Here is a 22,191-nt window from a genome sequence, read left to right on the forward strand (position 1 = left end):
AGAGCCTTTGGGTTGGTTTTTATTCATTATTGTATTCGATTCCATGCAGCTCCATCGCTTTGTAAAGTAACAGCAGAATTAGCAGCTATATTAGTAGTAGCAGCACCGGCAAAAGGATTGTATGCGATGGAAGTGTTTATTGCTGCGACTGTTCTGTTTACAAGCACGTATATACGTCCCGGGCATGATGCTGCTGCCGGCAAGGTAATTGCACCAGCAGCGGTACGTATTACCGTATAATGTGTGGCATCTAAGGTAATAGCACCACCACTGACAACGATGCTTTTAGCGATACTACCAACTGTATGGAGGCTTGAGGTTGGGCTAGTGGTACCTATACCTACATTGCCGTTAATCATATCTATATTAAACATCTGCTTCCAAGCACTTCCATCATATCTAGAGATATAAAAATCATTTTGTTCGCCAACGGTACCCCAAGCATTAGAGCGAGCACCCATAGCCCAGCCTTTTGTTCCTGCATAGCCTAATGCTGTAGAGCCATTAGCATCATTTAAAGTTGTAAGATGCAGTGCTGTTTCTTGACTTGCACCTGTACCCGGGTTGGTAATGCCTAAATAAGAGCTGACAGCCCCTGTTTTATGTACCGACAAGGCATAAGCATTTGGTGGACTTGCTGTACCAATTCCCACAATTCCGTCTGCTGTGATACGCATACGCTCTAAGGAAGTAGCACTTGCATATGTTCCTACGGTGGAGAACACCAGGTTCGAAGGGCGAATGGTAGCAGAAAAAGTTGCTTCAGCATCACTGCGAATTTGGCTTTGATTATATTCCCAAGAAGTTCCGTTGTGCCCTCTGAAGACAAGTGCCCCCAAAACTTGCCCACCAGGAGTAACTGTACTTCCCTTAGTGCCCAATGATAGAGCAGAGTAAGCTGATATTGTTGGAGTAGCTACATTGGTATTGGTATAAAAAGCACCTTCAGAGTAGGTCCCGGTTCTTTCTATCTGAAGAGGAATAGCCGGTGCGGCCGTGCCAATTCCTACCGATCCGGCATCATTAACTATAAAGGCTGTTGCGCCGTTATCCCGCACCTCAAAATCTCCGGTAGAAGATAAGTTAAAAATAGTGTTGCTGCCACCGCTGTTTTCAAAAGTCAAGCTATTAGAACCTTGGGTTAGTGTTGTATTTGTTGTTAGGTTGCCTCCTAAGCGCACATCAAAGCCGGATAGCGTTAATCCGTTGCTGGCTGTGGTGGATTCTCCGGGTGGTAAAAATGCCCACGTTAACCCTCCACTACCATCATTTTTTAAATAGGTATTAGCAGCACCTTGCACACCCGGAAAATTGGTGGGCACATTGTTTATTTTAACAATATTACCATTAATATCTACTTGAAATTTCTCTACGACAGAAAACGGCTGAGTAGGTGCCGTAGTACCTATCCCCACGTTAGTATTTGCTGTTGCTCCGTTTTGGCCGTTTATGCTGCCCAGCACCATGCTGTTATTGGCTGTTACATAGGCTCTTGACCCAATAGCCGTAGCATTGGTTAAGTTATTACTGCCTGCATTAGCAAAATACCCTAACGCGCTGTTATTACTGCCGGTGGTGTTGGTAAGCAAGGCACTATCTCCAAACGCCGTGTTAAAATTACCGCCTGTATTATGGTATAACGAATAGTTTCCGCTTGCCGTGTTACTACCACCCGTGATGTTGCTGTATAGCGACTGAGAACCGCTTGCCGTGTTATAATACCCCGTGATGTTGCTGCTTAGCGAATAATAACCGCTTGCCGTGTTACTACCCCCCGTGGTGTTATTGTTTAGCGAAGAATAACCGCTTGCCGTGTTGCCACCCCCCGTGGTGTTTTTGAATAGCGAATAAGAACCGCTTGCCATGTTATAACTCCCCGTGTTGTTGCTTTGTAGCGATTGATAACCGCTTGCCGTGTTGCCACTCCCCGTGGTGTTGCTGTATAGCGAAGAAGAACCGCTTGCCGTGTTAGCCCCCCCCGTGGTGTTGCTGTATAGCGATTGAGAGCCGCTTGCCATGTTACCAGTCCCCGTGGTGTTGCTGTATAGCGATTGAGAACCGCTTGCCGTGTTATAATTACCCGTGGTGTTGCTCCACAAGGTTTGGTAGCCTAAGGCGGTGTTGTTATTGCCCGTATTGGCAGATGCATCGGTAGAACCGCGCAAAGCCTCAAAGCCCAAGGCTACATTGTAGTTGGTAAAGGAGCTGCCGGTATTATTAGCATAATACATAGCTCCGTTACCAATGGCAGTAGCGTTACTACCCGCTACATTATAGTAAAGCGCACCGTAACCATTTGCCGTATTGCTGCTGCCCGTAATGTTGCCGAATAGCGAACCATAACCGCTTACCGTATTATTATTACCTGTGGTGTTGTTGTATAACGAATAAGAGCCGCCTGCTGCATTATTATTACCTGTGGTGTTATTCCACAGCGTTTGATAACCTATTGCCATATTACCATCACCCGTGGTGTTGCTATATAGCGAATAAGAACCGCTTGCCGTATTATAATTACCCGTGGTGTTTTTGAATAGCGAAACAGAACCGCTTGCCGTATTATTATTACCCGTGGTGTTGTTATATAGCGACTGGACACCGCTTGCGATGTTACTACCACCCGTGGTATTGCTCCACAAGGTTTGGTAGCCTAAAGCAGTGTTGTTATTGCCCGTATTGTTAGATGCATCGGTAGAGCCGCGCAAAGCCTCAAAGCCCAAGGCTACATTGGCATTAGTAAAAGCCGTGCCGGTATTATTGGCATAGCGCATAGCTCCGTTACCAATGGCAGTAGCGTTACTACCCGCCACGTTGCTGTATAGCGATAGATAACCGCTTGCCATGTTGTTATTACCCGTGGTGTTGCTGAGCAGCGATTGAAAACCGCTTGCCGTGTTTTGATAGCCCGTGGTGTTGTAGAATAGCGAACTAACACCACTTGCCGTGTTAATACTGCCCGTGGTATTGTTATATAGTGAATAAGAGCCGCTTGCCGTGTTATAATTACCCGTGGTGTTACTCATTAGAGACCCGTTGCCGATACCTACATTGGTAATAGCTGTATTCACTAAACCAGCTCTGTAGCCTAAAAATACGGAACCGGTATCTATGCGCCCGGCTTGCATATTATTGACCTTAAACTTCAAACTCATTAGGTCGGTAGTACCTATAAAATTGATAGAAGTATCTGTGCCGGCGTTACCAAGTAAATCCCAGCCATTGCCGCCGGATGGTGCCCAACTGAGATTTCCGGAGCCGTCATTTTTTAAATAAGTATTGGCACCGCCTTGTATAGCCGGAAAATTGGTGGGCACATTGTTTATTTTAACGATATTACCATTAATATCTACTTGAAATTTCTCTACAACAGAAAACGGCTGAGTAGGGGAGGCTGTGCCTATCCCTACTTTTCCGGCATTAAGTTTAAGAACTGGTGAGCCACTATTTTCAATACCAAAACTATAGGAATTTTGTTCTATTGTAGTACCGTGGGAAAGTGTGCCTCCTAATTCATAATCAGACCATCCAAGGGTTAAGCCATTAGAAGCGTTTGGTGGGAGGGGAGGTGGAGGTATAGAGAGATATTCCCATGATAAATTTCCGGAGCCGTCAGTCATTAAAAAATTACCGAAACTACCTGTGTTTGCCGGGAAATTGGTGGGCACATTGTTTATTTTAACGATATTACCATTAATATCTACTTGAAATTTCTCTACAACAGAAAACGGCTGAGTAGGGGAGGCTGTGCCTATCCCTACTTTTCCGGCATTAAGTTTAAGAACTGGTGAGCCACTATTTTCAATACCAAAACTATAGGAATTTTGTTCTATTGTAGTACCGTGGGAAAGTGTGCCTCCTAATTCATAATCAGACCATCCAAGGGTTAAGCCATTAGAAGCGTTTGGTGGGAGGGGAGGTGGAGGTATAGAGAGATATTCCCATGATAAATTTCCGGAGCCGTCAGTCATTAAAAAATTACCGAAACTACCTGTGTTTGCCGGAAAGTTAGTAGGTACATTGTTTATTTTAACAATATTACCGCTTGCATTCACTTGAAATTTTTCTGCTACTGAAAACGTTTGGCTTGGTGCAGTAGTGCCTATTCCTACGTTTGTATTTGCCGTTGCTCCGTTTTGGCCGTTTATGCTGCCCAGCACTAAGCTGTTATTAGCCGTTACATACGCCCTTGCCCCAATAGCCGTAGCATTAGTTAAGTTATTACTGCCTACATCGGCTGAGTGTCCTAATGCACTGTTATAATTTCCCGTGGTGTTGTTTTGTAGCGAATTAGAACCGCTTGCCGTGTTATTGCCACCCTCGGTGTTGTTGTATAGCGAATTAATACCGCTTGCCGTGTTATAATCTCCCGTGGTGTTGTTGTATAGCGAACTATAACCGCTTGCCATGTTACTACCGCCCGTGGTGGTGTTGTATAGCGAATAAGAACCGCTTGCCGTGTTTTGAGAGCCCGTGGTGCTGCTGAATAGCGAATAATAACCGCTTACCGTGTTGTAATAACCCGTGGTGTTGCTTTGTAACGAACTAGCACCGCTTGCTGTGTTGGCATAACCCGTGGAGTTGCTGTATAGCGAATAAGTACCGCTTGCCGTGTTTTGATAGCCCGTGGTGTTGTTGTATAGCGAATAAGCACCGCTTACCGTGTTATAATTACCCGTGGTGTTGTTGCGTAGCGAACCATAACCACTTGCCGTGTTTCTATCCCCCGTGGTGTTTTTGTATAGCGAATAAGCACCGCTTACCGTGTTATAATTACCCGTGGTGTTGTAGTATAGCGACAGAAAACCGCTTGCCGTGTTATAATTACCCGTAGTATTACTCTTTAAAGCTCCGTTACCAATGCCTACATTGGTTTTATCGGTATTCACTAAACCAGCTCTGTAGCCTAAAAATACGGAACCGGTATCTATGCGCCCGGCTTGCATATTATTGACCTTAAACTTCAAACTCATTAGGTCGGTAGTACCTATAAAATTGATAGAAGTATCTGTGCCGGCGTTACCAAGTAAATCCCAGCCATTGCCGCCGGATGGTGCCCAACTGAGATTTCCGGAGCCGTCATTTTTTAAATAAGTATTGGCACCGCCTTGTATAGCCGGAAAATTGGTGGGCACATTGTTTATTTTAACGATATTACCATTAATATCTACTTGAAATTTCTCTACAACAGAAAACGGCTGAGTAGGTGCAGTAGTCCCTATGCCTACCTTAGTATTTGCCGTAGCTCCGTTTTGGCCGTTTATGCTGCCCAGCACCATGCTGTTATTAGCTGTTACATAGGCTCTTGACCCAATAGCCGTAGCATTGGTTAAGTTATTGTTACCTACATCGGCATTACGTCCCAAAGCGGTATTGTAATTTCCGGTAACATTACCCAAAAGAGAATTATTCCCTACGGATGTGTTGGAATTTCCAGTAGTGTTATTATAAAGAGAAGTTGTCCCAACAGCGGTATTAGAACTTCCTGATGAGGTAAACCACAGTGTTTGATAGCCTAAGGCTGTATTGTCAAGACCTGTGTTTAAAGCAGGAGTGTTCGGACCTCGTAGAGCCTCAAACCCAACTGCTACATTCGTATTGGTGAATGGAGTAGCCGTATTATTGGCATTCGCCATGGCTCTACTACCTATGGCAGTTGCCTTATCGCCTGCTACATTATAGTAAAGCGCCCCATAACCACTTGCCGTATTGCTGCTACCCGTATTATTGTAATATAGTGAAGTAAAACCACTTGCCGTATTTTCGTAGCCCGTAGTATTGCTGTTTAATGAAGTCCAACCATTTGCTACATTATAACTCCCCGAAGTATTACTGTATAACGAACTATGGCCAATTGCAGTATTATAGTTACCTAAATCATTACTATACAGAGAATAAGAGCCATTGGCGATATTTTGGTAGCCTGTGGTGTTGCTGTATAATGCTTGAAAGCCCGTTGCCGTATTTTCATAACCTGTGGTATTACTCTTTAGAGACCCGTTACCGATACCTACATTGGATTTAGGTGTATTCACCAAGCCGGCTCTGTAACCTAAAAATACGGAACCGGTATCTATACGCCCGGCTTGCATATTATTGACCTTAAACTTCAAACTCCTTAGGTCGGTAGTACCTATAAAATTGATAGAAGTATCCGTGCCGGCATTGCCGGTTAAATTCCAGCCACTGCCGCCGGATGATGCCCAACTGAGATTTCCGGAGCCATCATTTTTTAAATAAGTATTAGCAGTTCCTTGCGCAGCCGGAAAATTAGTAGGTACGTCGTTTATTTTAACGACATTACCGGTAGCATTTACTTGAAATTTTTCTGCTACTGAAAACGTTTGGCTTGGTGCAGTAGTGCCTATCCCTACGTTTCCAGTTCCATTTACAAATACACCCTCGTTATCTCCGTCCCCGCTTAGATAGTTGTTATTTAATGCTATATTTTGGGTAGCTGTATGGTCGCCCAGATTATCTCCGGAACCAGAACTTATATTTATCCATACAGTACCGTCAAAATATTCAAACTGATTTATATCTGTGTTGAATATCAGCAAGCCGGTTGCCGGAGATGCTATTCCGGATCGGGCTGAAGTGGTCATTCGAGGCACTAAAATACCCTTATCGCCTGACTGAATATCCAGCATAGCAGAGGCATCAGGGGTGAGTGTGCCAATGCCTACCTGCGCAGATACTTGTATAGCAAAACAAATTGACAGCAAAGCAATCTGTAAATACTGTAAAGGAGAGTTGTATTTCATCGGATGAATATTATACTAACGCAATATTACGTATTTTCCCGAATAAATGTTGCGTAATACGTTTTTTTAAAAAAAAATATCAGAACTATTTTTTTTCCTCAAAAAAAGATTTAACCTGTTTTCAATAAAAAAAAACACATCAGAGAAAAAGCTGTAAATTCGCGGAATTGTTTGGAAAAAAAATTATGAAAAAACTCCAATTCATCATTATTGTTTTAGTGTTGTTTTTTAATGCCCGGGCTCAGTCCATGCAGGATGCTTTTGGGTATTCTTGGAAGTCAGATACTTCTGCGGGTGGGCCGACCTATAACTGGGTAGATATTTCCTCTGGTTCTACGGAACTTACTGGTTTTACGGATGATAACTTTGTGGGGCCGGTTCCGATTGGCTTTAGTTTTCGTTTTTACTGGTTAGACTACAGTGAGGTTTATGTTGGCTCTAACGGCTACATAACGTTTGGTAAAGGCTACAATATCGCTTCAGGCTCTTCCGGTATGCCAAATATACCTACACCGGGCGTTCCTTCTAATATTATTGCACCTTATTTAGCTGACCTTACCTTTACAGATTCTACCGGCACAGCCATTCCTGCTGCAAAAGTTTTTTATAAAACTATCGGAACAGATTCATTTGTAATCACTTATCAAGATGTTCCATTTTGGACTGATGATGCTCCGGGGCATTATCGTGGTGCTTGTACTTTCCAAATTGTGTTAAGCCGCTTAGATTCTTCCATTACCTTAAACTACCAAAAATGCGTAGGTCCGGCTGATGCTGCCTATACTGCCAGCGGTAAAAGTTTTGTTACCCGCGGTATCGAAAACATTACCGGAAACGTAGGACTAACATTCCCCAGAAATGTTTATCCTGTTAATAATACAATCCGTATAACCTACCCGCCTTCAACTTCCTTTGCTGTAAAAGATATTGAAGCTTATTGGTGTTTTGACACCGACAATTCAGGTACTTTTACCGTTGCCGGGCAGCCGCTTACCTTAAATGCAGCAATCCGAAATACAGGAACAGTTGATATTGCGGATAATGTTCGTGTTATTGCAAATATTACAGATAAAGATTTTAATTTGTTACATGCTGATACCGTGATGGTTACAACCGGAGTTCTGAAGGGTACAGTAAATAACATAACATTTCCAAAGCCTTTTAATGCGAATACAGAAGGTAATTTTATCTATAAAATCACAACCAGTTTAACCGGAGACCAGTTTAACGCTAATAATACAACCCAGGCAGAACTTGTGGTCGTGGATACCTCTCAAAGCCCTGTTTTACTCCGTTTTGATGATGCTATATGGAGTTCCCAAGAAGATGATGCTGCGAGTTTAACAGTAGGAGTATATTTTAAAATGCCATACTACCCAATAACGATTTCCGGCTTAAACTATGGAATTATTACCGGTAAGCCAGACGATCCAAGTAAGGTTAATGGTTTTAAAGCCAAGATGTATGCAGACGGCGCAAACGGACCGGGTACCCTACTCTTCAGTAAAACAGTTCCGAAAGAAGAAGTATTGGTTTCAGAAGCCGTAGAAGCTGTTGACAACTTAGTTACTATTGAAACACCTATTGTGATTACTTCCGGTGGCGTGTATGTTTCTTGGGAGCCTGTCCTTGATGACTCTCTCTACAATCCCTTAGCTATGGACAACTCTCTACCTATCTCTAACCGCACCTTTGAAATTTCCGGCGGTGTATGGGCTCCATACCGCGATAGAACCACCAATGATATGGCTATCGGTTTAGTCGTTCAAACTAAAACAGTTAGCCGTAACAATGACCTAACTAAGCAAATGCACTTAACAGCTATTCCGAACCCTGCATCTAACATAACCAACATCAGCTATACTTTACCAACTTCCGGAAACGCAAGTATTATCGTTAGAAACGTGATGGGACAAGTAGTTTTCCAACAAGAATTAGGTAACCTTGCAGAAGGTAATCATATTTTTGAGTTTAATACAGAAAACTTAACGAACGGAGTTTATTCCTACGCTATTGTGATGAATGGCGGTCAGGCAAGCAGTAAGTTAGTAGTTACACATTAAACCATAAAAATCCATAAAAAAAGCGGCATAAATGAACTTATGCCGCTTTTTTTATGTAGAAATATTTGTTAGCTTGCTTAACTATCAATAGTGCGTGGAACTACTGTCTCTTTTTATTCAATATCTTGAAAATGAGCGTCATTATTCTGATGCGACTATTGCTGGATACATTTCAGATTTAAGGCAGTGGTCAGTATTTTGCCAAAAACAATGTTCTGATAACAATCCACTATCGGATGAAAAGAGTCTTAGAGAGATTTCCTCCCGAAACATTCGATCTTTTGTAGCGTTTTTACATCAAGAAAAGCTCACTCGAAAGTCTATTTCTCGGAAGCTATCGGCACTACGCTGTTATTTTAAATTCTGGCAAAAACGAGGTGTGATTTCTCAAAACCCTTTAGGGAAAATTCCACTTCCCAAAACAGAGAAGAGACTGCCTGTTTTTGCAAATGAAGAACAAGCAAAATCTTTATTTGAACTCCCCAATATTACTGAACCAACGTGGGAAGGCAAAAGGGATAAGTTACTATTAGAGCTTTTGTATGGCTGTGGCTTAAGACGTGCTGAAGTAATTCACCTTGACTGGAAAGATATTGATATTGCCAATAAGACACTTCGTGTACTTGGCAAAGGAAATAAAGTACGTATTTTACCGCTTACTCAGGCTATTATTACAGCCTTCCAAAATTATCGTGTCGCTTGTATAGAAAATCATTTTCCGGTTCAAGGCTGCTTACTTTATACAGAAAAGAAAGAACCACTCTACCCAAAATTGGTGTACCGAATTGTGCACCAAAGCCTTTCTTCTGTGGCTAATCTCACCAAAAACAGTCCGCATATTCTAAGACATTCTTTTGCTACTCATTTACTCAACCGTGGTGCGGACTTAAATGCGATAAAAACTTTGCTTGGGCACACCTCTCTAACCGCAACCCAAGTATATTTGCATACAACTTTGGAGCAGTTGCAGGAGAGTTATCAGGCAGCGCACCCAAAAGCACAAACAAAAATAGATAAATAATTTTTTACGTATTCCTTTATTTCAAAATGTTATGAAGACAACAATTCAATCAATTCGTTTTGATGCCGATGCCAAACTTTTAAGCTACATTGAGCAAAAAGTTTCTAAGTTAAACACTTTTTTTGACTCAGTAGTAGATGTAAGTGTATTTTTGAGAATTGAGAAAGACAATGAAAATGGCAACAAAGCTGTAGAAATCAAGTTAAATGTTCCCAATAGCACCTTGTTAGCAAAAGAGCAAAAACGCTCCTTTGAAGAAGCAACAGATGCTTGCATCGACAAACTAAAACTTCAACTGCAAAAGTATAAAGAAAAAGTTCGAGAATAATATTTACCCAAAGCCCTGCCTTAAAACAGGGCTTTGGAATTATTTAACAACTTCATTTATCAACTATACAATGCAAATACTCCGTAGCCTCAAAACCTGGATAGCTATTTTAAGCGTAGGATGTAAAGTAGCGTTGGGGCAAGATACCCTCACTAAACAACATTTTTTAACCAATGACACCCTATTTAATCCCAAGAAATTTATACCTATATCAATAGCTTCCGGGTCTATTATTACGGCGGGTACGGTTTATTTAACTACTTCTTGGTATCGAAATACCAAACAAACTTCTTTTCATTGGTTTAACGATTGGCCGGAATGGAGGCAGATGGATAAAGTTGGCCATGCTACAACTGCCTTTCAGTTTTGCCGGATTTCAGATGCGGTACTGAAATGGTCTGGTTGCCCACCCAAAACCCAGTTAATTGTTTCAAGTGCCGTTGGGTTCGGGTTGATGTTATCAATAGAGGTTTTAGATGGTTTTTCTGATAAATGGGGCGCATCTTATTTTGATTTAGCGGCAAACACAGCCGGAATTGGCCTTTATATGCTTAATAAGAAACTGTTTAACGAAAATATAATTAGCTTAAAAATGTCTTATCATGATTCGCCATACGCTGCCGACCACCCTGACGAGTTGGGGAAAGGTATTACCCGTTATGTCAAAGACTATAATGGCCAAACTTACTGGCTTACTTGCCGGATAAAACCATTTTTGAACCCCAATCGTACTGCCACTAAATTTATACCGGCTTGGTTAGTACCTGCCATTGGCTACGGTGCAGAAGGGCTGATCGGCGGCTATGGCCAAGACCCTATCTCTGTCATTAATGCCCGCGAATATCGCCAATGGTATCTTAGCTTAGATATAGATTTAACAGCCATAAAAGTAAAAAATCCTTGGCTAAAACTGTTTTTAGGCACTATTAACTTTATTCATTTGCCGATGCCTGCCCTTGAATTTAGCAAAAAAGGTGTTTTCTTCCGGCCACTTTATTTTTAGGATAATAATCTAATACTTCAAAAAAATATATCAAAAATATCTTATTCAATAACAACTTACTTAGAATAAGATATTTAGAAAAATTAAATAGCTGTTAATCTTAATTTATGATAATTCTCGGTTTCTTGCCAAATAAGTTTTTCGGAGGTAATTGTTCCGGCTTGGGCATTTGAACTGTGTTTGATAACTCGGATGTAATTATCGGTTAATCCGGTTTGCAGGTTATCTGCCAAGGGTATTTCCCACAAAACAGGTCTTATTGTGTCATGAAATTGGCGATAGAAATCTCTTGTTTTCATTTCTGAAAGTAGCCGTAGTTGTGCATTTCGCTGATTTCTAATTGATTTAGAAACAGTTTTACCTAAGTTTGTAGCTACGGTATTATCTCTTTCTGAATACGTAAATATATGTAAATAGGATACCGGTAGTGTTTGGATAAACTCGCGGGTTTCTAAAAAGAATTCATCAGTTTCTCCTGGGAAGCCTACAATAACGTCCACGCCGATGGCTGCGTCTGGTAGTTTTTGCCTGATTTCCAGCACTTTATCAGCATATAACTTTCGTTTATATCGTCTGCGCATCAGTGCTAAAATAGCATCATTACCACTTTGAAGCGGGATATGAAAGTGCGGCATGACATTTTGCTGTGCTGCTACGAAGTCAATAATTTCGGTAGTCAGCAAATTGGGCTCTACTGATGAAATACGGATTCTGGGAATGGGTAAATCACTTAATCGTTGTAGCAATAAGAAAAAGGATTCCTGATTTTTTCTGCCAAAATCGCCTACATTAACACCTGTTAAGATTATTTCTTGCGCTCCGGAATGCAGGAGTTCTTTGGCTTGTGTAACTACATTTTGAATGGTATCGCTACGGCTATGCCCGCGAGCTAATGGAATAGTGCAAAAAGAACAGTTGTAATCGCAACCATCTTGTATTTTAAGATAGGCTCGTGTTCTGTCTCCAAAAGAAACAGAGGCAGAATATTGATCTAATGTTTCGATATCGCAGGTTTTTACGATAACTTCTGTATTTAGGGAAAGTTCTGCTAATACTTCTCCCAGCCTAAATTTATCTGCTGCACCTAATACAGCCCGAACTCCGGGAATTTGTGCAATTTCTTGGGGTTTTAGCTGTGCATAACAGCCCACAATTACTACCTGAGCATTAGAATTTTGCTGTAAACACCTACGTACTAACTTTTTACATTCTTTATCTGCATTTTCCGTAACCGAACAAGTGTTGATTACATAAATATCAGAATATTTATCAAACGATGCTATTGAGAATAATTCGGAGTTTAGCTGTTTAGCTAACATTCCGGTTTCTGCAAAGTTAAGTTTACAGCCTAATGTGTGGAAAGCAACCGTCTTAAGCTTAGAAGCATTAAGCATGTTGGGCAAACTCCATTAGGTACGCTTTGATAAATCTATCCAAATCTCCGTCCATAAAACTGATTACATCGCTGGTTTCTGTGCCGGTGCGTAAGTCTTTTACCAATTTATAGGGATGAAAGACGTAGTTTCGGATTTGAGACCCCCATTCGATTCTTTTCTTATTTGCTTCTGCAGCAGCTTTTTGTTCATTTCGTTTGCGCAGTTCTAACGCATAAAGTCTGGAGCGGAGCATTTGCATAGCGCGTTCACGGTTAGCCGATTGTGAACGTTCAACTTGGCAAACAACCACAATCCCAGTGGGAATATGAGTAAGCATTACTTTGGTTTCTACTTTATTGACATTTTGGCCACCGGCACCTCCGGAGCGTGCTGTTTGGATTTCAATATCCGCATCTTTTATTTCTATTTCAATATCATCATTTATGATAGGATACACATAAACGGAGGCAAACGAGGTATGTCGTCTTGCGTTAGAGTCAAATGGGGAAATACGCACCATTCGGTGTACGCCATTTTCTCCTTTTAGGTATCCGTAGGCAAAAGATCCGGTAATTTCTAAGGTAACGCTTTTTAGGCCGGCTGTTTCTCCCTGTGTTTCATCTAAGAGGGCAATTTTATATCTATGTCTTTCTGCATAACGCATATACATACGCATCAGCATTTCTGCCCAATCTTGGCTTTCTGTGCCTCCGGCTCCGGAGTTTATCTCGATAACACAGTTTAACTGGTCTTCTTCTGCTGAAAGCATATTTTTAAATTCCAAGTCTTCCACAGCTTTAAGTGCTGTTTGAAAACTCGCTTCAACCTCTTCCTCTGATGCTTCTCCTTCTTTGAAAAAATCGAATAATACCTCTACATCGGTAACAGTAGCCTCTGTTTCTTGAAAAGTAGCCGTCCAAATTTTATTGGCTTGAATAACTTTAAGGACTTTCTGCGCCTCTTTGGGATCGTCCCAAAAATGAGCAGCTTGAGTGATAACTTCTTGTTCTTTAATGATTTCTAAACGCTCACCGATGTTAAAGAAACCTCCTCAGCGCTTCGGTACGCGCACTTAAATCTCTTAGTTGATCTATCGTCATATTGGCTGCAAAGGTAGAAAAAATATTCACACGAAGTTAGGTTATTTTTCTACGTTTAAGTTCTTGTTGAATCAGCCGAAGTTCACGGTTAGTTTGTCCGGTTATGGCTGTATTCTCTTCTGCTCTTCTGAAAAGATATGGTAATACTGACTTTACAGGGCCATAAGGCACATACTTAGCGGTTCTGTAGCCGGCTTTGGCTAAATTAAAGGTAATATGGTCAGACATCCCGAGTAATTGAGCAAAAACAATTCTGGTATCCGAAGGGTTAATCTGCTGTTTTTCCATTAAATTTACTAATTCTAAGGCACTTACCTCATTATGCGTTCCAGAACAGAGTGAAAATTTCTGTATATCGGTAATGCACACACTTAAACATTCGTTAAAGTCTTTATCGGTAGCCTCTTTGTTGGGCTGAATTGGGTTGGGGTATCCAAGCTGTTTGGCACGTTCAATTTCTGTTTCTAAGTATGCGCCACGCACTAATTTTACTGCCAAAAAGACATCCGCTTGCTGACAACGTTTTTTTAGATCTTTTAGATACGGCAATCTATCATGGCGATACAGTTGAAGTGTTTGATAAACAATGGGTTGCTCTTTGTTAAAATGGAACATCATGGTTTCTGTAAGCTGTTCAATAGCCGGCTGTATCCAAGTTTCCTCTGCATCAATATAAATTCCTTTTTGGGTATTGGCAGCAACTTCACAAATATTCCGCAGTCTTTCCTGCACACGATTCCAAGCTCCTTCTTCTGTCAAGCTAAGTTGTTGTTTTTCAGCTATTTTTTCTAATAATCCTACCGGTGCGATACCGGTTATTTTTAAGGCGCAATAGGGTATTTCGCTGTATTTTGCAGCAAATTGTAAAGAACGAACAGTTTGCAAGGCGCAGGCATCAAAGCCGTTTTCGTTTTTTTCACCCTCTACGGAATAGTCTAAAATTGTAAATACGTTGTATTGAGCAAGTTCTTTTATCGTAGCTCCAATATCATCTAAACTGGTGCCGCCACAAAATTGGTCAAACAACATTCTTTTGACTAATCCTTCAATAGGCAAGTTATTTTTCAGCCCCCAACTCACCAACGCAGATCCTGTTTTTACCAGCCAAGGAGATTTCATCGTAGAAAATAGCTGATTAGCTTGCTTTAATTTTTCATTGGTTTTATGTCGAAAGGCGATTTCTGTATTCTCAAAATCTGACAGTGTGATAGTTGGCATAGTTTTCGTTATATCTTTTCAGCAGGCAAAGTTATTATTTTGAAATGAAACAAAAAGTAGTAACTTTGCAGAAAATAAAAATTGGGGATGACAGGAATTGACGGGTTGAAATCGGCAATAGCAAGCAAGTCGTGATTGGTTATTTTTCACGTTAAACAAAGGTAACAACGCCATAAATGGCAACAATTCATTTGCATTGGCTGCCTAATTAAACATTAGCAAAGTCCAATAGTCTCTCGGCGAGTGTGTCTGTTCGCTTTCCTATGAGGCTTGATAAACAAACGGAATCGGGGGTTTTTGCCTGGGAAACCTCTTAAATTTTTACAGGCTCGGTATCCTTGGCGCGTGTTTGTTCGCAATAAAGATACAACATTCATAAACAAACTAAGCTTGTAGAAAACTCTTGAAGATACTTCTCCGGACGAGCGTTCGAATCGCTCCATCTCCACCAAATAATTTTCTTTGAAAGATTTAGGAAAATCTTTCAAAGAAAATTATCATTCTATTTCATTTTTGATAATGAATAATTTCCTAACTTTGCGGGCTTTAATTTTTAAAACATAATAACTAAGAAGATATGCCAAAACGTATTGACAGAAGAGTACAAGAGATAATTGTTCGAATAAAAGCTAAAAAAGCTGCTCGTAAATATAACAGTCCGGCTCGCGGCTTGAAAAAAAACTTAGCCGATAAAAACAGGCCTCTAATATTAAAGTGGGAAGCTGAACTCAAATCCTAAATGACATTCTATAAAACCGGAGAGGCTATCTAATAAAGATAGCCTCTCCGGTTTTATAGATAATTTATTATTTCCATTACTGCTGTTTATATCACTAAACATAACTATTTGATATAAATAACTTAATCTATATCAAATAGTTATGTTTTTTTATATTAACCTACATTAGTTTTTATTCTTTAGATTTAATGTAATCGTGTTTTCTAAAAAAGTGTTAGTTTGACCTGAAATTCTTCTGGAGTATCTTGAATGGTCAATTCATGTTGATGTGGATAAAGTAATTCAAGCCGCCGGATTACATTTTGAATACCAATACCGCCCGGCTGCTTAGAGACAAGCGAAGGTGTTGTTTCTGTTAAATTATTTCGTACCTCAAATGTAATTACTTCATTTTTAGTAGATAAAAGGATATGCACCCAGCCGCCTCGAATATTGCGGGCTACTCCGTGCTTAATGGCATTTTCTACAAATGGCTGTAATAACATAGGCACAATTTTTGGGGATAAATCTCCACTTTGCTCAAACATTATTTGAAGCCGGTCTCCGAACCGCATTTTTTCAAGCTCAATGTAATCCTGAAGATAGGTAACTTCTGCCGAAAGTGTAACTGAATCCGTTTGGCAGTCATACAAAATATAACGCAGCATAGTAGATAACTTCAAAACCATATCCGGAGCATTATCAGATTTTTGAAGCGTTAATGCATACAAACTATTCAGTGTATTAAACAAAAAATGAGGGTTTATTTGGGATTTCAGAAACTTTAACTCTGAGGTTAAGCGTTCTTGGTTTAATTGGTGCTGGATCCGTTGCTGTTCTTGCCGGTAATTGATGATTCGCAGCACTATCGCAATCATCAAAATATCTACAAAAGAAAGTGCATCATAAAGTAAGCTATGAGCAGTTTGAAGATATAATAAAATCTTAGAATCTTGATAATAAAGTAATTGAAAACTAAGGTTTAATATAATGGTTCCTAAAAACCAGAATAAAAGCGTTACTAAAAAATAATAGCCATACCGCTGCTGGAGCAGTAATCTTGGAATCAGTAAGTAATAATGTAGATATGCAGTAGCGGCATGTAGCGTTGTGAATAACAGTGTTTGCTTAGCCGCTTGGAAAAAATCACCGTCTCTCTGGATGATATTTGTCAGGAGCAACAGGTACATAATCCAAAAAAGGATATGCAGCAGTGGTATCTGAAAATCCCGCAAAAAACGCTTCCACCATTTAATCACAGGTAAACCGGAGAATTTTCGTTTCCAAAATTTTGAAGAAACTTTGTAAAATCCCCTGTTGAACCCTTAATATTATCTTTGATTTTTTGTAAAACAAATTCCGTTTTTTCAATATCTTGATTTTCAATATTTTGTATAACTGTCTTTATCATTTGGTCTCTTACAATTTCTCCTTTTTGCATCGAAATAAAACCAAGTTTAGAGAGCGTAATGAATGTAACCCGTTTATCTGTAGAAGATTTGTTAGATTCCAGATAGTTTAACAAAATTAAATTTTTGGTAATCTTGGTAATTGCCTGAGAGGAAAGGAACATTTCGGCACTTAGTTCCTTAACAGACATACTCCGTTGGTGCACAAACAAGGTGTATAATAGTTCATATTCTGTTGGATTCAGGCCCAAAAATTTAGCAAGTTCAATTTTTGCATATCTTATAAACCGGTTTATGGCAGCAATAGAGCGCACAATATTCTGGACAGATTCCATAGTTAAACGTTAAACTTAGTATTGATTAGTAGAAAGCAATACTAAGGTACAAGCATTTTCAGTAATAATACCGTTTTTTTGTGCTAAATTTTCAAAAAATAGGTTTTCTGCCCCCGGGTTAAAAATGATTCTACGTGGTTTTAAGGCTAAAACATCCTCATACAGAGCTTCTTGCCGCTTGGGAGAAAGATATAATGTTACGGTATCTATTTTTTCGGAAATATCTTTAAGGCTTGATATTATAGAAATCCCTTCGATTTTTCCGGAAGTGATACCTACCGGAAAAACTGTATATCCGGCTGCTTTTAATTGCCGAACAGCTTTATATGAATACCGATCTGGATCGGTAGATGCCCCCAAAACGACCGTTTTATGGTCCATAATACGTTCAAAATTAATACGGATCTTGGCTTAGTAACACAACTTAATCAGGACTCAACTTGGCCGTCCCAACCAATAATTCCTCCTTTTAGATTATGGACTTTGGAAAATCCTTTGCTTTCCAGAATATAAGCAGCAACCATACTTCTATTTCCACTGCGGCAATATACTAAATAGGTTTGATTTGGATCTAAGTGGTTTGCCATATCTATTGCACCGGACATCACGTCTAAGTTGATAGAACGGGGTATTCTGCCTTCTTTGTATTCTTCTGCCGTACGAACATCCAAAATAACAGAATCTGACTGGGTCATCATTTGCCTAAACTGGCTATTATTAATCTGCTGAATCATGCGTTGTATGATTTGGGGTAAATAACGGCTACTATACAAAAAAAATACTGAATAGGTTCATTTTTCAATTACTCTTCCGAACCAAATGCTGTATAAGCCGGAAAAGTTTGTCAGCTTATCTTTTTTGGGTTAATTTTTCCCAAAAACAATTTATAATTTTGGGCAAAAATAATATTATGGCAAATATTCTTGTGTTGGGTGCTGGGATGGTTGGTAGCGCAATGGCTCTTGATTTAGCGGTAAATCATTCCGTAACAGTTGCAGATATGAATGAGACTGCACTGAACAAACTAAAACAAAGGCAAGCAAAAATACAAACTACTGTTTTGGATGTCTCAAATAGCAATCAACTAAGTGTAACGTTACGTAACTTCGATTTAATATTAAGTGCTGTTCCGGGTTTTTTAGGATTTAAGACACTTAAAACAATCATAGAAGCCGAAAAAAATGTAGTAGATATTTCCTTTTTCCCTGAAAACGCATTGGAACTAAATGAGTTAGCTAAGAAAAAACAAGTAACTGCTATTGTAGATTGCGGAGTTGCTCCCGGTTTAGATAACATTATCTTGGGATATTATGATAGTTTTTGGGAAATTACTGAGTTTGAATGTCTTGTGGGTGGGCTGCCGAAAATAAAAAAATGGCCGTTTTACTATAAAGCTCCTTTTTCGCCTATTGATGTTATTGAGGAATATACCAGACCGGCAAGGTTTGTAGAACAAGGTAAGGTAGTAACACGTGAACCTTTAACTGACTGTGAATTTATAGACTTTGAAAAAGTAGGAACCTTAGAATCCTTTAACACAGATGGCTTAAGATCTCTCATTCAAACGATGCCGCATATTCCCTTTATGAAAGAAAAAACCTTACGCTACCCCGGCCACGTTGAACTCATAAAGGCATTAAAAACAACCGGTTTCTTTGATACAACACATATCTATGGAACAAATCTTTCTCCATTAGCATTTACCTCAAAAATATTATTTCAAAACTGGAAATTAGCCGCCCAAGAGCCGGAGCTAACCGTAATGCGCGTTCGGTTAAAGGGAAAAGAAAATACCGAAAAACGCCTTCAAGAAGTTGTGTTTAATCTATATGATGAATATTGCCCTAAAACCCAAATATCTTCTATGGCCAGAACTACTGGTTATACTGCAACAGCAGCCGTAAATATGCTGCTAAATAACTTATTCCCAAATCACGGCGTTTTTCCACCAGAACTAATTGGGAAATCAACAGAATGTTACCACTTCATAATGAATTATTTAGCAGAAAGAGGCATCCAAATGGATGTAAAAATCATAGATTTAGAATAAAAATATAAACTAATATTCCATTATTTTGAACAAAAAGGTAGCTTTTGGGGTTGAATTACCAAAACATCGGTAGAAATACCCTTAAACGGTAAATTACTTAAATTACTTTATGTTTATTTTCTTAATATTCATCCAGAATGGTTGTTTGTTCGGTTAATCTTGCTGTTCCGCAAACTGTTTTTTATAATCAACGGCCGGTAGAAACCGGAATATTCAAAAAAGCGGTTTCTGAACCTATATTTTTAGGTAAAGATGGTGTTCAAAATGATAACGTTATGGATACAGTTCGGCACGGTGGTGCAGAAAAAGCCTGCTATTTGTATGGATACAAAAAACAATATTCATTTTGGAAAAAGCAATATCCTAATTTAGCGTGGGAATATGGTATGCTTGGGGAAAACATAACCCTTCAAGAATTAGATGAAGCCGCTATCAATATCGGAGATGTATTTCAGATTGGTGAGGCTATTATTCAGGTTTCTCAGCCGCGCCAGCCTTGCTATAAATTAGGGATTCGGTTTAACGACCCGCTAATGGTTGCTAAATTCCAACAATCTCCTTATCCAGGAATTTATGTGCGGGTGCTGCAAGAAGGATTGGTTCAGCCCAATGATATTATGCAACTCATTACTAAATGCACAGATTCCTTGAGTGTCTTAGAGGTATTTCGAGCTATTTATGACCCCCAAACTGCTGTTTCTAAAATACACCAAATAATTAACTTACAGCACATTCCATCAAAACTCAAATTATATCTTCAACAAAAATACATCACCCAATCATGAAACATTTTATTATTATATTGCTTTACTGTTGTTTCACAATGGTTTCGGCACAAACAGCCAAGCATGAACACCACCAAGAAGAACCTATTCAGCTAAACAATGGGAAAAAGTGGAAAGTCCATAAAAATATGATACAATACATCCGAGATATGGAAAAAGAAACTTTTGACTTTGAAAAGCGAACTAAGTCTTTTGAAACCATTAACGTAGCGGAATACCAAGTCTTGGGAAATATTTTAAACGCGAGAATACAGCTATTGACCTCAAATTGCACCATGACGGGTCAAGCTCACGATGAATTACACAAATGGCTTCTGCCGTATATTCATTCGGTAGAGGAACTTACTGCGGCAAAAACGGCTTCAGAAGCCCAAAATATCTTCAACCAAATGAAAACTTCGTGGAAAACCTTTAATACCTATTTTCAATAGCGAAATTTTCACTGCTTTTGAATAGCTATTTCCAATAATAGTTGCTGAATACTAAATAGACTTGCTAAATGTAGGGGTGTCATTCGCCTGTTTGTTAAAATACGGGTCAAAACAAGCAGCAATATTTCGAACAAAAGGATGACCAATTGGTGATATTTTAATATCTTGATTATCAATAACTAATAATTCATCAGCAACCATTTCTGATAGGCGATTTTGGATTATATTCCGTTGTTCTTTATCTTCTATTGTATTAGTGCAAGTTTGGTAATAGCACATTAAGTTTAGAATATGCTTTTTGGTTTGTAAATCTTCCTGCGAAAGGATATGTCCCTTTTCCACAGGGAGTATTTTTTGAGAAAGTATTGCTAAATATTCTTTGGGGGTTTTATAGTTTTGAGAATAGGCGGTTTCACAATCACTAATAGCAGATGCTCCAAGCCCAATCATCAAAGGGGTGTTTTGGGTAGTATAGCCCATAAAGTTGCGGTGCAAACGGCCTTCGGCTCTGGCTAAAAACAGGGGATCATCGGGTTTCGCAAAATGATCCATCCCAATAGCATGGTAATCATTTTTAGTAAGAATTTCATTAGCCATAAGATACATTGCTCTTTTGGTTTCTACGGAAGGTAAATCTGTTTCGGAATATCTACGCTGCCCTTTACTCTTCCAAGGCACATGCGCATAGCCATAGTAAGCAATCCTATCCGGCGAAAGTTCTAAAACGTGTTTTAATGTATTTTGAATACTTTGAAACGTTTGCAACGGTAATCCATAAACTAAGTCTATGTTAATTTGCTGAAAACCAATATTTCGGGCATCTGTTACAACGCGGATAGTTTCTTCATTAGGTTGAACCCGGTTGATAATAAATTGCACAACGGGGTCAGTATCCTGCACGCCTGCTGATAGCCTACTGAATCCCAAATTGTGCAAAACGGCTAATTGCTCAAACGAAGTAACTGTTGGATGAACCTCTACGCTGCCTTCAAAGTCTGCTGACACATAAGCTGTTGATAAAATCCCTGATAGTAAGCGTTCTAAGTTTTTAGCAGAAAAAAAAGTAGGCGTGCCACCCCCCAAATGAATTCCTCTAAGCAAGGGCTTGGATTCCAAAACCTCCAAATACATTTTCCACTCATGCAAAACAGCATCAATATAAGGATCTTCTACGGCATGGTTCGTTGTAATATGCTTATTACAACCGCAGTAAGTGCATAACCGTTCACAATATGGCAAATGGATATACAAAGAAATCCCTTCTTCCGAATATTTTGAAAAAGATTTTTTTAGATGTTGTAACCAACTTTGTGCTGTAAAATTTGCTACATCCCAGTGGGGAACTGCCGGAAATGATGTGTATCTCGGAACCGGCTTATCATATTTTTGAAATAAATCTTGACGCATCCTGAAAAATATTCTACTAAAAAATCATCCTAAAATAGGATAATTAGCTTATACTGATTTAGATAGTTTAACTTGTAACCAAGTTTAAAACTTCTACAAAGCAAACAAAATTAGCCAACAGAAAATTCATTTTTAACAGGCAGGTTGTTACCCTTTTATAGTATTTAGTTAGTTTTAGGAATAGCG

At 39.4% G+C, this 22,191-nt stretch carries 17 protein-coding genes and 1 other RNA gene; 9 read left to right on the forward strand and 9 right to left on the reverse strand.

All coding sequences use genetic code 11. The features are described 5' to 3' along the window. Window positions 1-26: 26 nt before the first annotated feature. Window positions 27-6,761, reverse strand: coding sequence for a hypothetical protein (locus tag LC115_03910; GenBank protein MCZ2355831.1), 6,735 nt, complete (start codon window positions 6,759-6,761; stop codon window positions 27-29). A gap of 185 nt (window positions 6,762-6,946) precedes the next feature. Here LC115_03910 and LC115_03915 point away from each other — a divergent pair, with 185 nt between their 5' ends. The 4 genes from LC115_03915 (at window position 6,947) to LC115_03930 (ending at window position 11,176) form a co-directional block, all read left to right on the forward strand. Further along, window positions 6,947-8,824, forward strand: a complete 1,878-nt coding sequence (locus LC115_03915) for a T9SS type A sorting domain-containing protein (GenBank protein ID MCZ2355832.1) — start codon at window positions 6,947-6,949, stop codon at window positions 8,822-8,824. A 94-nt stretch (window positions 8,825-8,918) separates the two neighbouring features. Beyond that, the gene (locus LC115_03920) at window positions 8,919-9,845 is read left to right on the forward strand and encodes a tyrosine-type recombinase/integrase (GenBank protein MCZ2355833.1); all 927 of its coding nucleotides are present in this window, start codon (window positions 8,919-8,921) and stop codon (window positions 9,843-9,845) included. Between the two features lie 31 nt (window positions 9,846-9,876). Then, window positions 9,877-10,173, forward strand: a complete 297-nt coding sequence (gene raiA / locus LC115_03925; GenBank protein MCZ2355834.1) for a ribosome-associated translation inhibitor RaiA — start codon at window positions 9,877-9,879, stop codon at window positions 10,171-10,173. 70 nt (window positions 10,174-10,243) lie between these two features. Beyond that, the gene (locus LC115_03930) at window positions 10,244-11,176 is read left to right on the forward strand and encodes a YfiM family protein (protein MCZ2355835.1); all 933 of its coding nucleotides are present in this window, start codon (window positions 10,244-10,246) and stop codon (window positions 11,174-11,176) included. Between the two features lie 83 nt (window positions 11,177-11,259). On the opposite strand, the gene mtaB is transcribed toward LC115_03930, so the two are convergent. The 3 genes from mtaB to LC115_03945 all read right to left on the reverse strand — a co-directional run bounded on the left by mtaB (window position 11,260) and on the right by LC115_03945 (window position 14,870). Then, a complete protein-coding gene (gene mtaB / locus LC115_03935; protein ID MCZ2355836.1) occupies window positions 11,260-12,570 on the reverse strand; it encodes a tRNA (N(6)-L-threonylcarbamoyladenosine(37)-C(2))-methylthiotransferase MtaB in 1,311 nt (436 codons plus the stop codon). Continuing rightward, a protein-coding gene (gene prfB, locus LC115_03940) for a peptide chain release factor 2 (protein ID MCZ2355837.1) occupies window positions 12,563-13,652 on the reverse strand; the annotation gives its coding sequence in 2 pieces (ribosomal slippage) (window positions 12,563-13,591 and window positions 13,593-13,652; 1,089 coding nt in all). The genes mtaB and prfB overlap by 8 nt, the downstream gene beginning before the upstream one ends. A 36-nt stretch (window positions 13,653-13,688) precedes the next feature. Next, entirely contained in the window at window positions 13,689-14,870 is a 1,182-nt protein-coding gene (locus tag LC115_03945) for a proline dehydrogenase family protein (protein MCZ2355838.1), read from the reverse strand. An 83-nt stretch (window positions 14,871-14,953) separates the two neighbouring features. On the opposite strand from LC115_03945, the gene ssrA reads away from it, so the two are divergent. Further along, window positions 14,954-15,321, forward strand: a transfer-messenger RNA (tmRNA) gene (gene ssrA / locus LC115_03950). 126 nt (window positions 15,322-15,447) lie between these two features. Further along, window positions 15,448-15,609, forward strand: coding sequence for a hypothetical protein (locus tag LC115_03955; protein ID MCZ2355839.1), 162 nt, complete (start codon window positions 15,448-15,450; stop codon window positions 15,607-15,609). Between the two features lie 203 nt (window positions 15,610-15,812). Here the strand turns inward: LC115_03955 and LC115_03960 are convergent, their stop codons facing one another. From LC115_03960 to LC115_03975, 4 genes are read right to left on the reverse strand one after another with little or no spacing between them, the layout of a single operon-like run. Continuing rightward, window positions 15,813-16,847, reverse strand: a complete 1,035-nt coding sequence (locus tag LC115_03960) for a histidine kinase (GenBank protein MCZ2355840.1) — start codon at window positions 16,845-16,847, stop codon at window positions 15,813-15,815. Beyond that, window positions 16,844-17,332: a MarR family transcriptional regulator gene (locus LC115_03965; protein ID MCZ2355841.1), complete on the reverse strand. Its 489-nt coding sequence runs from the start codon at window positions 17,330-17,332 to the stop codon at window positions 16,844-16,846. Before LC115_03965 ends, LC115_03960 begins: the two co-directional genes overlap by 4 nt. 15 nt (window positions 17,333-17,347) lie before the next feature. Next, the gene (locus LC115_03970) at window positions 17,348-17,713 is read right to left on the reverse strand and encodes a CoA-binding protein (GenBank protein ID MCZ2355842.1); all 366 of its coding nucleotides are present in this window, start codon (window positions 17,711-17,713) and stop codon (window positions 17,348-17,350) included. A gap of 47 nt (window positions 17,714-17,760) precedes the next feature. Further along, entirely contained in the window at window positions 17,761-18,066 is a 306-nt protein-coding gene (locus LC115_03975) for a rhodanese-like domain-containing protein (GenBank protein MCZ2355843.1), read from the reverse strand. Window positions 18,067-18,173: 107 nt separating this feature from the next. Here LC115_03975 and LC115_03980 point away from each other — a divergent pair, with 107 nt between their 5' ends. From LC115_03980 to LC115_03990, 3 genes are all read left to right on the forward strand, one after another. Then, window positions 18,174-19,382 (forward strand): saccharopine dehydrogenase NADP-binding domain-containing protein, encoded by a 1,209-nt coding sequence (locus LC115_03980; protein MCZ2355844.1) that lies wholly within the window; start codon window positions 18,174-18,176, stop codon window positions 19,380-19,382. 137 nt (window positions 19,383-19,519) lie between these two features. After that, a complete protein-coding gene (locus LC115_03985; GenBank protein ID MCZ2355845.1) occupies window positions 19,520-20,167 on the forward strand; it encodes an MOSC domain-containing protein in 648 nt (215 codons plus the stop codon). Between the two features lie 38 nt (window positions 20,168-20,205). Then, window positions 20,206-20,598, forward strand: coding sequence for a hypothetical protein (locus LC115_03990; protein MCZ2355846.1), 393 nt, complete (start codon window positions 20,206-20,208; stop codon window positions 20,596-20,598). Window positions 20,599-20,649: 51 nt separating this feature from the next. Here the strand turns inward: LC115_03990 and hemN are convergent, their stop codons facing one another. Continuing rightward, the gene (gene hemN, locus LC115_03995) at window positions 20,650-22,005 is read right to left on the reverse strand and encodes an oxygen-independent coproporphyrinogen III oxidase (GenBank protein ID MCZ2355847.1); all 1,356 of its coding nucleotides are present in this window, start codon (window positions 22,003-22,005) and stop codon (window positions 20,650-20,652) included. Window positions 22,006-22,191 lie beyond the last annotated feature (186 nt).

It is taken from the genome of Bacteroidia bacterium (assembly GCA_026932145.1).
Classification (GTDB): Bacteria; Bacteroidota; Bacteroidia; order J057; family JAIXKT01; genus JAIXKT01.

Excerpts from the sequence above, each read along its gene's own strand:
- LC115_03945 (MCZ2355838.1), bottom strand. The coding sequence starts at position 14,870 with ATGCCAACTATCACACTGTCAGATTTTGAGAATACAGAAATCGCCTTT.
- LC115_03970 (MCZ2355842.1), bottom strand. The coding sequence starts at position 17,713 with ATGGACCATAAAACGGTCGTTTTGGGGGCATCTACCGATCCAGATCGG.
- hemN (MCZ2355847.1), bottom strand. The coding sequence starts at position 22,005 with ATGCGTCAAGATTTATTTCAAAAATATGATAAGCCGGTTCCGAGATAC.
- LC115_03985 (MCZ2355845.1), top strand. The coding sequence starts at position 19,520 with ATGGTTGTTTGTTCGGTTAATCTTGCTGTTCCGCAAACTGTTTTTTAT.
- LC115_03915 (MCZ2355832.1), top strand. The coding sequence starts at position 6,947 with ATGAAAAAACTCCAATTCATCATTATTGTTTTAGTGTTGTTTTTTAAT.
- LC115_03990 (MCZ2355846.1), top strand. The coding sequence starts at position 20,206 with ATGGTTTCGGCACAAACAGCCAAGCATGAACACCACCAAGAAGAACCT.
- LC115_03910 (MCZ2355831.1), bottom strand. The coding sequence starts at position 6,761 with ATGAAATACAACTCTCCTTTACAGTATTTACAGATTGCTTTGCTGTCA.
- LC115_03930 (MCZ2355835.1), top strand. The coding sequence starts at position 10,244 with ATGCAAATACTCCGTAGCCTCAAAACCTGGATAGCTATTTTAAGCGTA.
- LC115_03955 (MCZ2355839.1), top strand. The coding sequence starts at position 15,448 with ATGCCAAAACGTATTGACAGAAGAGTACAAGAGATAATTGTTCGAATA.
- LC115_03975 (MCZ2355843.1), bottom strand. The coding sequence starts at position 18,066 with ATGATTCAGCAGATTAATAATAGCCAGTTTAGGCAAATGATGACCCAG.
- mtaB (MCZ2355836.1), bottom strand. The coding sequence starts at position 12,570 with ATGCTTAATGCTTCTAAGCTTAAGACGGTTGCTTTCCACACATTAGGC.
- LC115_03965 (MCZ2355841.1), bottom strand. The coding sequence starts at position 17,332 with ATGGAATCTGTCCAGAATATTGTGCGCTCTATTGCTGCCATAAACCGG.
- raiA (MCZ2355834.1), top strand. The coding sequence starts at position 9,877 with ATGAAGACAACAATTCAATCAATTCGTTTTGATGCCGATGCCAAACTT.